Origin of the sequence: Stieleria varia, from assembly GCF_038443385.1 — a bacterium.
Classification (GTDB): Bacteria; Planctomycetota; Planctomycetia; order Pirellulales; family Pirellulaceae; genus Stieleria; species Stieleria varia.
The window spans coordinates 3,433,485-3,448,265 of the sequence record NZ_CP151726.1 but is presented as its reverse complement, the minus strand read 5'-3'; the positions used below and the strand labels follow the sequence as shown (position 1 = coordinate 3,448,265).

At 56.6% G+C, this 14,781-nt stretch carries 6 protein-coding genes; all 6 read left to right on the top strand.

The annotated features are described in order from the left end of the window. The first annotated feature begins 185 nt into the window (after window positions 1-185). The gene (locus Pla52nx_RS11400; RefSeq protein ID WP_197454170.1) at window positions 186-1,709 is read left to right on the top strand and encodes a type II secretion system protein; all 1,524 of its coding nucleotides are present in this window, start codon (window positions 186-188) and stop codon (window positions 1,707-1,709) included. Next, the gene (locus Pla52nx_RS11395) at window positions 1,709-3,040 is read left to right on the top strand and encodes a pilus assembly FimT family protein (RefSeq protein WP_146517840.1); all 1,332 of its coding nucleotides are present in this window, start codon (window positions 1,709-1,711) and stop codon (window positions 3,038-3,040) included. The genes Pla52nx_RS11400 and Pla52nx_RS11395 overlap by 1 nt, the downstream gene beginning before the upstream one ends. Further along, entirely contained in the window at window positions 3,037-4,569 is a 1,533-nt protein-coding gene (locus Pla52nx_RS11390; RefSeq protein ID WP_231741578.1) for a type IV pilus modification PilV family protein, read from the top strand. The genes Pla52nx_RS11395 and Pla52nx_RS11390 overlap by 4 nt, the downstream gene beginning before the upstream one ends. A 151-nt stretch (window positions 4,570-4,720) precedes the next feature. Next, window positions 4,721-11,749: a hypothetical protein gene (locus Pla52nx_RS11385; RefSeq protein WP_146517842.1), complete on the top strand. Its 7,029-nt coding sequence runs from the start codon at window positions 4,721-4,723 to the stop codon at window positions 11,747-11,749. Between the two features lie 3 nt (window positions 11,750-11,752). Beyond that, window positions 11,753-14,092: a PulJ/GspJ family protein gene (locus Pla52nx_RS11380; protein ID WP_146517843.1), complete on the top strand. Its 2,340-nt coding sequence runs from the start codon at window positions 11,753-11,755 to the stop codon at window positions 14,090-14,092. Window positions 14,093-14,236: 144 nt separating this feature from the next. Continuing rightward, window positions 14,237-14,764, top strand: coding sequence for a hypothetical protein (locus Pla52nx_RS11375; RefSeq protein WP_146517844.1), 528 nt, complete (start codon window positions 14,237-14,239; stop codon window positions 14,762-14,764). Window positions 14,765-14,781: the final 17 nt, after the last annotated feature.

Genomic DNA, 14,781 nt, shown 5'->3' with positions numbered 1-14,781 from the left:
ACACGAGATTGAACGATGAATTGACCGCAAAATACCAGCACGACGCGCAAGCGAGTGAATTGATGTGCTGGGTGATGATTCACTCGCTTGCGCGTCGAGCTGGTAGGGGCAAGAAAAAAACTTAAGCGACTGGGCGACTCAGACAGACGGTCCTAACGCCTGGACACCAACGATTGACCAAGACCATGAACCAAGCATTGAGAATGATCGACGAATCGACGCGGCGTGATCGCCGTCGCGGTTTCACCTTGGTGGAACTGTTGGTGGTGATCACGTTGATGGTCAGTCTCGCCGGAATGCTTTCGCTGGCCCTCGCGTCGGCGGCAACGGATGCCCGGATCAAGCGTGCTCAAACGGAGGTGATAACGATCGGTCAGTTGTTGCAGACTCGGGCGAACGAAGTTTCGTTGTCCAAGCTGGAATTGTTGTACGGACCGGATCGATCAAGTCCGAGTGCACCGACGATCATTGAGCCGATTCCCTTGCCCATCAGTCGCGATGTGGCCGCAACCGACCGCAGCCGGATGATCATGTTGGCTCGTCGTGACTTGATGCGGATGACGATGCCGTGTTGTCGGGCGGATCTGTTGTACCCGCCGGCGAGTTTGCAGTACAGAAGCTTTGTCTATCGAACCTATCCACCGAATAATCCGTCGGGTTCACCTCGGTTTGTACAGGGTTGGGTTGCCAACGTCGCCCAGCTTCGTCCGCCGAGCCAATGGAACCAGATGCGGACACTGGCCGGATTGCGAACGGCCGAAGAAGCAGACAATGCGTATCAACTCGCGTCCGGATCGGCGTGGTCACCAACGTCTCAGCCGGATATCGATGCCATCGCATTGTTCAACTCCAATCGCGTGGCGGGAACTCCTCCGGGTCCTCCGAACAACCCGTACCGATTGGCATTGGAGTCGCCCGAAGTTTCGACGAACCCCAATCCCCGTGCTCCCTACATCAACTGGACACGTGAGCACGAGTCTGCGGAGTGTTTGTACCTGATTTTGGCCACGACAGAATTGTTCGGTGAACGAGCGATCGACAAGCTGCCCAAGAGTGCCATCGCAAACCTGGATGGTGACCGGATTCCGGAAATCGTTGATCCATGGGGACGTCCCTACGACTTCATCCGTAATCCGATCGGAATCGCCAGCGGAGCGGTCAAGAACTACCGCCCCGGTGGTGCCAACTTATTCGCACAGTTCCCCGTCGATCCCGATCCGATGGATTTCCTCGTCGCAGATTTTCGATACTCGCTGGCACCTGATCAAAGCTTTCATCCAATCTACTTACCGCCAGCCGTGATCAGCGCTGGACCGGACGGTGATTTTGGATTGACCAGATCATTCTTCCTCAATGCCAACGAGAATCCAGACGGCGTGAACGACAGCTTCAGCACGTCCGTTGTGACCTGGGATGCACCGGGACGTTTGACTCCGTTGTACATCGACACGCGAACAGCCGCACCGATGGCGTTCCGCTATCCCGATCCGTTCTACAACGTTTCCAGTCAAGCCTACGCGCAAAATGCCTATCCCGATTACGGGATCACGGACAGTGGAACGGCCGGGACATCAATCCCACTGGGCGAAGTCGACGTGGCCAGACAGGGCGGAGGTTTGGGGAGTTTTGGGGTGGCCGGTGGTTTCATCGGTCCGGTCGATCGCGATTTCGCTGCGGACAACATTTCTTCTCTGGATGTGGGCTTCTAATGAATCGCCAACCAAAACAAACCGTTCGCGGATTCACGCTTGTCGAACTGCTGGTCGCACTGACCATCGCCGTGGTGTTGACGGCGATCGCGTTGCCATCGGTCAAAGATGCATTGCGCCAGAACATCGTCGCGCGAGCTGCTGCGGTGGTCAAAGGCGCTTTCTTGAATGCCCGCGCACAGGCGATCCGAACCGGTCGTCCTTTCGGAGTTGTGATCGAGCGACAACGTGACACGATCGGCGCGGGGACTCCGGCGCAGTTGAACTTTTTCAACGCCAACTACGCATCGCGTTTGTATTACGTGCAGACGCCATTGCTGTACCGTGGCGACTTGGAGGAATCGGCTGCTTATATCTTCATCGGAAACTCGAGTGCCAACCAACCTCAGCGATTCTTTATCCCACGTGTCAGTGCGGGCGTGCTAAACGTCGCTGCCAGGGGAGCCAACGGGGCGGATCGGATTCTGAGTGCGGGAACGAAGATGTCGGTGGGCCGTTCAGGCAGCATCTTTGAGATCACCCGACTGATCGATTCTGATCTGACTCCGTACTTTTCGGGTCAGTTGCCGTCTTGGGCGATCGACAACACGGTCGCACCACCGGCACCGATCCAGGGCACGGTCGTCGAGTTCAACAACGCGGGTTATTTTCCCACGTATGCGATCCCGGGCGATTTGCAACTGGGTCAACCGTACCCGTTTGAGATCATCGCCAATCCGGTCCGTGCACCATTGATGCCGATCAGTCTGGTGGGCAAGACTGCCGTTGACTTGTCGATCTCCGGTCCGGCCAGCGCACCGATGGCTTTCGGTACTCAGGCGATCTTGGGCAATCAGAATCTTGCAGCAGATCAAGCGTTCGGGCCGATCACGGTGATGTTTTCACCGGAGGGTCAAGTCGATGCGGTGTACACCGATACGGTTGTCGGTGGCGTGGTCAGCCGACTGCGAATCAATCCGGCAACGACCATTTCTTTCAATGTCGGTTACATCGATGGTGTGCTGAGCAACATCGACGATGGTGCTCGGTATCCGGACGTGGTTCCCAACACAGTCTTCCCAAACGGCGCCAACGATCCGCCATTGGCGTTGCCGTTGCCACCGGAGCCACTGCAGGTGACGAAGGTCCCCAACTTTGCCAACTCAGACTGTGCGTGGGTCAGCGTTCAGCCACTCAGTGGCGCGGTCACCCTCAGCACAATCGCTGCCCAGCCATCGATCGCGGAGCTGAGTGCTTATTACGGTTTGGGAACCAGCCCGCCGGCTCGCTCGGTGATGTGGGCGCGTTTGCATCAGTCACGTCGTCTGACCACAGCCGGAGTGGTGCAATGAAATTCAAACCAACTCAAACGTCAGGTTCGACGATGTCGACTCACAGAATGTTTCCCCCACCATCGTCACGTCATGGCCTTTCCATCATGGAAGTCCTCTTTGCGATCGGTGTACTGACGGTGGGGCTGTTGGGTATCGCATCCATCTTGCCGGTTGCGACGGGCAATGCCAAGCGAACGTTGGACTTGGACCGTGCGGTGGAGGAAGTCAACAATCGGGTGTCGGCTGATTTGGCTCGCATCAGTGGCAAAGTCGAAGGACTGATCGTAGCCAACAACAGTGTCACGGGTTTCAACACCAGTCGTCAGCGTTACGTGACGGTGCCGTATGCCGAAGCACCCGATGCGTTCTGTATCGATCCGTGGTTCCTGTTCGCGGGCGACAATCTGCGTAACGACACCGGGTCCATGCCAGACACTCAGATCAACGGATACGACCGAACATTGTTTCCGTGCTACGACAGCGGGTATCAGCCGATCTTGGCATCGCCATCGGCGCCGATGTCCTTCAGTCGACCGATGGGATGGAACGGTCCTCGCATGCCACGTGTGGCGTTACCGTTTGATGGTGCTGGCAGCATCGCCTCGTTCGCATCGGCCGCTTCGTCTGCTCGGAGCGCCGACAACTTGGCCGTCATCGCGGCTACCGACAACACCAAGGCACCAGGACTATTCGTCAAAGCCACCAACGGGAACACGTCTCTGTCTCGGGCTACCGTCAGCGGCAAGTATTCATCGATGGTGATGATGAGTCGTTCCGCTCCCGGCAGCGACATGTTCAACGCATCGGTGGTGACGCTTCGTGATCGCGAGCTGTTGATCAATCCCAGTTCGATGCCGATTTCCTATTCTCCGACACGACAAGTATTTGCGAATTTGGGAACCAACCCGGGCAACCATCCCGCATTCAATTTGACACCTTTTACTGCCGCGGCACCTGATGCGATCAATCCTGCTCCCAACGAGTTGGTTTATCCCAACGAGACGGTCGGTTACGTCACGTACACACCTGGACCGATTCGTGGCGGCGGAGGTGGCGAATTCACGTATCGCCACAGTGCGTTTGCAAATCCACAGATCGGTACGGGCGATTGGGTATTGTTGATGCGACGCGAGTATTCGGTGGCACCCGGTGCGATCCCGCCGGGAGGTGTCGGTGGTCCGCCAGCGACGAAGCCTTATCCACAGCCCGCAGCGGTTCCCGGGCCGCTGAAGTTTGCATGGTACCGGGTCACGAACGTCACTCAGCAACCGACCTTGGACGACACGACCAATCCAACCTTTTATGAAACATCCATCACCGTGCGTGGTGCTGACTGGTTGTTTCATCCAGCTCAGATTTACGATCCTGTACTGAACTATTTGCCCCCGTACCCCAACGGACCGGCTCACGGTGGTTTTTATCCCGCCGACTTGAACCCGGATGTTCCCGCCTACGACTTCAGTGTCGTGGGGCATCCTGATTTCGGCACGACGATCGTGCTGATGCCCAACGTGATCGGCGTACAGACCTTTCAAGTTCGTTTGTGATTCACGGACGAACAGCCAGTTCACTTGTTTGACACAAGTGAGAATTCGATAGCACAGAAGCTCTTTTCCTTTTCCAGAACACAGCAACGATCGACGGCAATGCGGGGCGTAAAAAAGTCCTGCGGTCGAAAGTTGCGGGAATGCCACTGCAATGTCTAGAAGAAACCGTCACTCACGCCACGCGATTGTCTTGTTGATCGTCTTGGGCATGTTGTCTTTGTTCAGCGTGTTGGTTGTTAGTTACGTCGTGTTCAGCACGGGGACGAACCAGGCTGCCATCTCGAACAGCATTCGTCGGCAAACGGAACTCTTTCCCGGGGACGCCGCTGAGCTATCGTTGATTTCTTTGATTTCAGGAACCAATGATCACCGCTCGGTGACGTTCGGGAACTCGTTCTTGGAAGACGTCTACGGGATCGATGGATTCGCCATGCGAGTCGGACACGACCGAGACGGCGGCGGAGGCATGCTGACGCCTCAATATGCTCGCGGCATGCTGCTGCGTCCCAACAATGGAGGCCCCGTTCGATCGACACTCTTCAAATTTCCCACCAACTTTGTGAATTGGCACTCTGATGGGCCGAGTGGAGCTCAATTGGGCGCAGCGTTGTCGACACCTCCGTCAGACACAGATATTTTGCCTTTGGACGATGTCTTTGCGGGCCGTGAGGTAACGTTTGAGGAAGGGCCTCTGCAGGGACACACATTTCGGATTCTGAGATACTTTGGTATCGCCAACGGTGGAACGACCGAGGAAACGAATTTGGCCGGATGCGTCGTGATCGACTTGTCCGAGTTGCCTGATGAGTTGCTGGAGATCGGTGGTGAACTGCAAAAGGTGTACACGGTAGCGAGCACCAATCTTGGCACTGCGGGCGCAGGAGTACCCCAGTCCGATGGCAATCGATTCCTGTACAACGCCGGTTTTGACCAACTCCCCGGCCGTGCGAATTTTGATGATGACGGCGACGGATTGACGGACGAGTACGACGAGCTGGGGTACCCCAACTCCGATGACTTCGGTTATCGCTTTGTGATGAATGGGGCCAAGTTCAACGGTCGCGGACAGAACCCGGCTGGCGCTACCGGAATTTCACGTTTGGGATCCAGCGCAACAGGAACACTGCCAGCGGTCTCGCTGCCCGACGTTGAGGGGAGCATTGAATTGCAGTTCAATGCCAGGTTGATGGGACCGACGGCGGTCGGGGGCAATCAGGCACCGGAGCAAGACGAATCTTGGGACGCTGCAGACATCGAAAACCTGTTCCTGTCTTATCAGCCCAGCGACCATCGTCGCGCCGTCGGGCAGACGATTTACTTTGGTCCCAACGCGGCTGAACTGAACCGTCAATTGGGCCAGCACATCATCCCCGCGTTTCATCGTCCGTCGGTGATCAACTATCTGCTGAATCAGCCGATCGTGATCCAAGGCGAAATGCCGCCGAACAACCGAAACTTTTTCGAGCTCGATGGCAGCGACACCAACGACGCCGCCCGCTTGCAGATCATCGTCACTCGTCTGCGCCGCGCCGTCTTGCGACCGCTGAATTTCGAGCACTTGTTCTTTAACTTTGAACTCAGTGATCTCAACGGCGATGGACTGCGGTACGACGGAAACCCAGGTTTCACCGGTTCCAATTCGGTTCCGATCCTCAGCGAAACCATCGAAACCAGCAATCCAAATTTCCAAGTCCTCCACAACCAGATCTATCGCTTGGCAGTCTGGTTGGTCAACGGTCCATGGGACGTTGACAACGACGGCGACGGGCTGCCCGACAGTATCTGGACGGACTTTGGTTTGCCGGCACAGCAGGCACCCGATGGACGTTTGATCAAACCGATGGTCTCTGCGTTGATCGAAGACCAAGATGGTTTGATCAATCTCAATCACACAGGCAATTTGCATCAACTGACCAAGCTTCGTCATCGCAAACAAAACTATCACGGTTTCAGCTCCGATCCAGAATTCATTGCCGTCATGGAGTCGGCGGCGTTGCACGGTCAAGGTGGCGGGATCGGTCCGGCCGAGATTGATTTCTCACACCTGTTCGACGAAGGACGCGTGGGGGCACCGCAATTCGCATCGCAATTGGGAGTCCAATTGCCGTGGGGATCACTCGATGGTGCCGGACAACCGACCGCCCCGGTGACAGCGCTGAATTATCTGAATACCCGCTACGGCAACTTGATGAATGTCCGCTACGGCGGACCGATCTACAGTTACATCCCATCGCTGTACCCCGCGGCACGCTTCACAAAATTCCCCGGCAGCGGTGACTTGTCCAATGCGGCGCCCGGGTCTGATTTGCTCGCACGCATTCCGTTCCCGTATCGTGAAGCTGTCACGCACAATCCATCAAGTGTCGCCGGCAGGCCGATGGACATGAGCGCTGTGATGGTGGTGGCCAAGGACGCGCAAGGTCATCCTCGATTTGCTGCTGAGAATAGCGTGAATGTGGGCAGTGGATTGCCATTGGGCACAGACGACATCGTCAACCAACCGTACGAGTTTGGGTCAGACGAAGTCCGCGGGGACGATACTCCGTTCACGATCAGCGAGCATGTTGACTTTGTCACTGCCGGTCGCATGTCGGGACGTTTGACGGAATTGTTGGGCGATGAAGCGGATCGCAACCCGGCGCTGCGACGATTGCTGACGACCGAAAGCCGTTCGTTTGACACTCCGGAGACGATCGGCGCCTTGAGCATGGTCCATGTGATGGCGCAGAAAATGAACACTACAGGATCGAAGCAGCCGCATTTGGACCGCATGTTGGCGGTCGAACTGCGTCGCGGTTCCAAGTTGAATCTCAATCGCCCGCTGGGTAACGGCCAAGATTCCGGTGGAGCTGTCTTGGTTGATGAATCAGCGGAGACGGCCACGCGTTTGACGACGACCTCCGGTGCAGCAGATCCGAACTTGCCGAACAATCGATTTTCCGCTGAACCCGCGTTTCCTATGATCAGCGGCCGCTTCCCGTCGCAGGCTGCGGTGAACGCGAACTACACACCGATCACTTTGCCGCAGAATGACTTCGATGGATTCGACATTGATGGAGATGGTGTGCTGGACGTTGGACAAGACATCAACGGGGATGGATTCCGCGACAAGATTCCAGATGGCAACGAGCTGCTTGCCCGACATCTTTATTGCTTGATGTTCTCATTGCTCGTCGAGCCTCCGCCAACCACACCACCGCCAAGTCCGATAGAGCTGGTGCCGAACTTCCCCTATCCGACGAACTTCAATCCGCCTCCCACCCTTACAACGACAAGCATAGAAATCAAGAATCAGTATGTCGCGCGAAGGTTGGCTCAGTGGGCGGTCAATGCGGTGGATTATCGAGATGCCGATTCGCGATGCACTCGATTGCGATACGATCCCGATCCCTTCGACACAAACGGTTTTGATTTGGCGACAGCTGCTGACAACACGGTCTGGGGAATGGAACGCCCTGAACTTGAACTTACTGAAAATATGTCGTTTCACGACAAGCGATTGAAGCGTAATCTGTTGAAGCAAGAGGATCCCATGAATCCAGGCTTCACGTTGGATGGTCAACTGACCAATGATGAAGATCCCGACAACATGGATGCGGATCTACCGGATGAAGACATGGATCAGTTTCGGACTCCCCAAGCCTCAACGTATGTCGAGCTTCGAGCGATGGCGCCTTTGGTTGCCTCTGGATTTCAGCCCAGCTTGCCACGCGAGTTGTATACCAACAACAGACTTGACCTGGGACGCACCGTCGGAGGCGGAGCATCCTTCAGCCCTGTTTGGCGATTAGCGGTTGGACAGCCCACCGGGCCCGATCGTGAAAAGAGCACGCGTTGGGTTTACGACGCTGAACGGCTCGGTCGTGAGCTGGTCGCCAACCAAGGTCGCACGGAGGAATTTGATTACCTCAATGGGACTTGGGGTACAGCGGCGGATGTGACTGCAGAGGTTGACACATGGAACGAAGTCGTTCGACACTCGGCAGAGGTTCGCAATAGCTTTTCCGGTACCGATGCATTCGTCACGATTGCGGACGATGACTTTGATCCGACCAATGATGCGGGCAGCAACTATCGGATTCGCTTGGAACGTTTTGTTTGGTTCACCACCCAACAGCCGGACGTTGCAATGCGAGTGATCACGGATCCATCTAGCGGCATGCGACGGGACAATGTCTTTTATCGCAAAGGACACCCGGCCGCACCGGGCGACTTGTCACAACCGGAGAACGCATTGCCTTTGCTGGAGCCTGGCCAGTATGCGGTGGTTGCTCCCCGAGCAATCACTCATCTTGGGCAGACCACTATGTCCAACTCAACGAACAACTATGAGTACCACCCCGCCGATCAGCGTTTTGCGTTTGACAACGTTCCAGCGCCAGGTGCTTTGCGTTTCCGTTTGAACTATTTCGGACACGGCGACCTGCCCACGCAGCCGCAAACGCCTTTGTACGAAACCACTGCTTTGCCGGATCACGATGTTGGCCCGGTGATTCCGATCATCGCACAATCGCTCTTTCCAAATGAAACGGGCACTGCGAATCCTCAGTGGGATGCCTACATCAATGGCACACCCATCACTCCTCCAATCGCACAACCGATCCCAGAAGAACGTGTGGACATGGGATTCAATATCAGTGCTCCGTTGCCCGACGCGACTTACTATCCAGCACCCGGATACAAGATTCGTACCGCAGGGACTCCTTATCCACTGCAGGACGGATATCGAGATTACGACGCGGGGAATGGCTTTCATCCAGACGTTCCATTCGATCACGTCGCGGGTACTCCCATGGAGCAGAACGGCTGGAACGCGGTTGGAACACATCAAGATGTTCGAACGATTTTCTTACAACGATTGGCCGATCCCGCCACACCTTGGGATCCAGTGGACAATCCTTATGTGACCGTCGACTTCATGCCGATGGACCTGACGACGTTCAATGGCGAAGAAGACATTCGTACGCTGATCGATCGTAACGGCGATGGCGCGGTCGACGACCAACCGGATAACGAAAGCAATTACAACGTGGGAACCCAGCAGTTCACTCCCGCATTGCGAATGGATTCACGTCGCAAGATCCCGGACTTCACTCGGGATCGAGTGACCAGCCAGTTGATGCCTCAAGTAACCGTTCCTGTGACGCCGCCTGCTCCACCAAGCTTGGCGAATTTTCAACGCGTGTCCATGGCCATGCGATCACCGCTTTCGGCCAGTTTCAATGTCTTGCGAAATGCCAGCGATGGAACCATTCCCGGCGTGTACTGGCCATACGAATATGATTCCATGTGGGACAACGGCGCACTCGCCACCGGTGTTGCCGACTTGGACTCGACGTACAGGCTGAACCAGCAAGTGGACACGTTGGCGGATCCGTTCCGACAGTCGCTCGGTTTCCTGAATCGAGAGTTCGGACACCCGGTACGCTCCACACACCCGAAGGCTACTTCGTTCTTCGTCGGTGTCGGCAATCCACACGAATGCTTGCTCAATTTGCCGACATGGATGGATCGCGACTATCAGTCTCCGCTGGAGTTGATGAATGTTCCCGCGACTTCACGTACCGGGCTGTTGACGCAGTTCTCACCCGGCACACTGTTACAGGACGCCGGACGCCGCGAAATCGTCAATGTTTTCAGGCATCTGCTTGGTTTTGAAGCAGGATATGCACTCGACAGGCCGGCGGATCACCAGCCACTGACCGCTCCAGGGCCAACTGGCATGGTAGCTGATCACACGGGCGATCGCGCCGGTTTTGAGCAGATCTTTGACTACGTCAACATCGGACCGGTTGGACCCGATGATGCCAAGTGGATCGATCCCAACCAAGTGCGAGCGATCCGAACGGTGAACATCAATGTACCGGCGAATGATCCGGCGGAAGCCGTTCGGGCACCGATGTTCAATCGCGTGGTCGAAATCTTGCAGCCACCTTTCAATTTCATTGATCGACAACGCAAGCCGGGCCGAATCAATCCCAACACGATGCGTGACTACATTCGTCGCGGGCCAAGTTTCAACGGTGGTCCCGACGAGTTCCTGGATGCGAACGAGGCACCCAACGCCCCTGGAACAAGTGGTGCCCCGGCGGCGGTATTCAGTCAACGGATTCGATACAGCCCCTACCGGCCCAACGCGAGTCAGGCCAGTTTCACCGAGTACAACGCCACCAATGGTTGGTACACGGGCGCAAACCTTTTTGCTAGTGGATCAACCTACCGTTCGCTGACTTGGGGGATCTCCAATTTCTACGAACTGAACGACTTGCCCGCACCAGAGGACGTGTCGAATGTCGGGCTGCTGGGGCAACCAGGCTTGATCGGCGAGCGTGATTTGTACTCGGCCACGGTCGATACACGATTCGGGCACGAGTTCAAAGCGTTCATCGAAAGCCGACGAGGGTACGCGGACAGCCAGCAGCGAGTTGTCGCTGGCAATCCGGCTTGGCTGTTCAATCCAGAACTGGATGCACGGTACCCCACTCGCTTTGCCGGTGTGTTTGCGCCCGCGCAAGCTGCCGCTGTTCCGAGTGTCCAACGCTTCATGCGACCGGAGGATGGTGACGGCCTGGGAGTACGTCGTCGGACTCACGACATGGGATTGATGCGAACTCATCCAGACTTTGACGAACGTCTGATGACCAATGCTCAACGAACCAATCTGGCCGTGGATACTGACACCAGCTTTTCGCTGAGATTGGAGGACGTTCCGGCGAGCAGTCGGTTAACCTCCGTCGGCTGGGCGAATGCCAATCCGGCGTCCACAGCCGCACCGATGCCCCCGACAGAGGTCGTCGACTTGCGGATGCCGATTGCCAACAAAGGTTTGTTCGAACGCAGCCAAGCGGAACTGAACTCACAGTTCAGGCACATCAATCGACATGGCGAAGTCTTCTATCGAAACATGGCCAGGGATTCGTTCTACCGATTCCACAACGCGGCCAAGTTGTCGAACCTGACGACCAATCACAGCAATGTGTTCATGGTCCGAATGACCATCGGCTACTTCGTCGTCGACCCGATCACCGGGGCGGTCGGGGCCGAGTACGTCGACGACACGGGCAAACATAAACGCAGCAAGTCCACGTATGTGATTGACCGCAGTGTGCCCGTCGGATTCTTGCGTGGGCGACAACTCAATTCGCTCAATACAGTGATCTACGCGTCGGAGGACGAGTGAGCCATGAGAAAGAAAGCTTCCCCATCCGTCCGACCGTCCGATGTTGGGTTCACAATCATCGAGGTCCTGATCGCGCTGACCGCATCGCTGTTGCTGATGCTCGGCTTGACCCGAGCGTACAAGTTGATCGGTGATCAAGTCACCCAAAGTCAGGCGGAGCTGGAACTCAGTTCCGTCCTACGTGATGTCGCCATGCGAATCCGTGACGAATTGCAACGTGCCACCGTTGACCCCAATCCTGAAACGGAACAGCAAACCGGAGATGGTTACCTCGTTTATCACGAAGGTCCCTTCACGCATGCGACCACGATCCTGGGTGACGGGTTTGACCCTGCTCAGCCGGAGTACTTTCCAACCAGTCGGTTCGGCGATTTTGACGATTACCTCGCGTTCACCGTTCAAGCCAAAGAGAACTCGCCCTTCGCCGGTTTTATCCCCTGGGGTGTTTTGGAAGCTCACCGGGCCAGATCCGCGGGCACGAGCTGGGTGGCTCCGCCCGGATTTGACCCCACGTTGCTGGTTCCCTTTTACTCAGACTTGGCCGAGATCGCTTATTGGGCAGCGCCACGCTGGGCGCGGGTCAAGACGCTGGGGACCCAAGACGGGACGATCGATTACGAAGCGAACTCGGGATACCCGCTGGTCCCCGACGTCGATGGTAATCTGTTGCCCGATCGCATGGACCTGCATCGCCGAGTCCTGCTGATTCGTCCGGACCTGAACATGACCCCGGCCGAGATGAACATCAGTAATCTCAACCGCGGCGTGCCCACGTTCACGCCGGATGTCTTGACCGTGGGCGTTTTCACGTTGCCGTTCATGCGGCGGACCAATCAAGGCTGGATCATCTTGCCGCTGACATTGCGAGGTGGCAACGAACCTTTCTTTGCCGGCAGCTCAGCAATCATTGCCCCAGGCAACTGGGCAGCCAATACGACGACCTTTTCGCCCAACTGGTTGGCGGGCGTCGCACGCATGCAGCAAGTCATGGATTTGTCGATCAGCCGTGCCCCGGATTCCTGGAGCGTCCCCAGAACGGATGCCTCCGACACGACGGCCACGAGCTACGGAGTGCCCTCACCAATTGTGCGAGCCAATTCATTGCCGGAGTTGACCAGTCCTGACAACCGATTCGGGCATGTGCGAGTACCTGGGCCGCTGATCAACGGCGGAGCCGGTACATCGATGCCCCAATTGGCACTGTCTCCGCCGCATCCCTATTTGATCAACCGCGAGAATATTTTTCCCGCACAGGCCAACCACAATGCGACGCCTCCGGCCGGTCCATTTCCGTACGGACGATTCACGTTGGTGAGCAACTTGCGTCCCGAATTCAGTTTGGCGGACCGCGTGACGGATGCCAGATCCGGTGTGGGAACGCCGATCACAGCGAGCGTCAACCGCGGCGGGTCTGACGTGATCGCTGAAGACATCTTGGGATTCGACATCAAGATCTTTGATGAGACCGCGCCGAAGTACGTGTGGTTGGGGCTGGATCAATCCAGTGGTACACCCAACAACGACGACCAGGACGGCAACACGGGATTCGATGTCGACGAGTTGGGATTGCCCGGCACGGACGATGAGATCGTCACCATGTCCGACTTGCGATTGACGGAAGTGTTGTTGGATGACGACGGACGCGGGACCACGGGACCGTTTCGCTTGGTCGATCGCGGCGACTTTGTCGATTTGAATTACACCCGTCTGCCCGGTGGAGCCATGCGGGGCCTGAGGCACTACAACGGCACCACCTATCGGCCGATTCCACCCGCCCGCCGAAACCAGCTAGCCAGTCCCTTCAGCGGAATCGAAGTCGAGCCCACCGCGGGGACCGATGGAGTCATCTTTCCCAAGTCTTGGCAACAAAGCGGACGCTTTGTTCTCAGTTTTGGCGCATCCGATACACTGTCATCGTTCTATCAGCCGACGTACGACACGTGGACCAATGCCTTCGATCGCGACGCGTTTGATCAGGAAGGAATCTCGACTCCCAGCGGCGGATTCCCGTTCGGTGCAGTCAATGGTTCGATTCGTGAGAACGGTTTGCAACCGCTGTTGTTGCCCAACAATCCTGCCGCGCCCAGCAACACGATCACCACGCCGGTGTCGTACCGCCAGTGGTCACTCATCCAAGGTGGCCTAGCAAACGAAGGTGAATTTGTGGGGCAGGATTCCGGCCTGCAAACCATGGGCGGCCTGGCGACTCTCGCTCCCAGTACTCTGCCGATCCGTGCGGTCGCTCCCGTGCAGGCAAAGCTGAAAGCATTACAGGTGACGATTCGTTTGTTCGACGTTTCGGCAGAACAGATTCGCCAACAAACCGTTGTCGAGGATTTTTAACGCGTGAGGCAGATGAAAATCTGCCCGTAGTGGACGAGGTCACGAGTCCTCGAAACGTTTTACGCTGCAGGGACTCGTGACCTCGTCCACTACGGTGGGTGCAGATTTGGCTCTCGTTCGCCTTTACACCCGTTTTTCACCACCATGCTGCCCAAACCTCTCCTGGCTGTTCTGCTGGCGGTGCTGATCTCAGCAGCGTTGTGGAGGGCAAAGCAAAACCGGTTCGCTGAGATGCCCGATCAGGGGCTTCAACGCCCCGACGTGCTGCAACACTTGGCCGGCGATCCCTTGCAACGGCCCAGCCAATGGCAACGTGTTGATCTTCTGCGTTATGACGCCACAGCACCCGTCGTGATCAGTGTCGGTGCGGATCAGCAGCCGGGGCAGAAAGGGATCAACGACGATTGGAGAACCGGTGACACAGAGATCGATAATCGCAAAGAGATCGGAGCGACATTCAGTGACGACGTCTGCTTGGGGCCGCTCGATGACGGATACGAACGAGCGCTATCGGATCCTCGCTCGCTGGTGGTCAGCTATGGCACCTACACCCTGGACTCAAACGCCCTGCCAGCGAGTCCTGAAACAGATCGATACTTGATTCACGGACGGTCCGAACAAGGGAAACCGTGGAATCAACTGGTGGTTTTGGATTCGCACGCGGCGGACTGAAGGACCCAATGGCGATT

Excerpts from the sequence above, each read along its gene's own strand:
- Pla52nx_RS11375 (WP_146517844.1), top strand. The coding sequence starts at position 14,237 with ATGCTGCCCAAACCTCTCCTGGCTGTTCTGCTGGCGGTGCTGATCTCA.
- Pla52nx_RS11390 (WP_231741578.1), top strand. The coding sequence starts at position 3,037 with ATGAAATTCAAACCAACTCAAACGTCAGGTTCGACGATGTCGACTCAC.
- Pla52nx_RS11400 (WP_197454170.1), top strand. The coding sequence starts at position 186 with ATGAACCAAGCATTGAGAATGATCGACGAATCGACGCGGCGTGATCGC.
- Pla52nx_RS11395 (WP_146517840.1), top strand. The coding sequence starts at position 1,709 with ATGAATCGCCAACCAAAACAAACCGTTCGCGGATTCACGCTTGTCGAA.
- Pla52nx_RS11380 (WP_146517843.1), top strand. The coding sequence starts at position 11,753 with ATGAGAAAGAAAGCTTCCCCATCCGTCCGACCGTCCGATGTTGGGTTC.
- Pla52nx_RS11385 (WP_146517842.1), top strand. The coding sequence starts at position 4,721 with ATGTCTAGAAGAAACCGTCACTCACGCCACGCGATTGTCTTGTTGATC.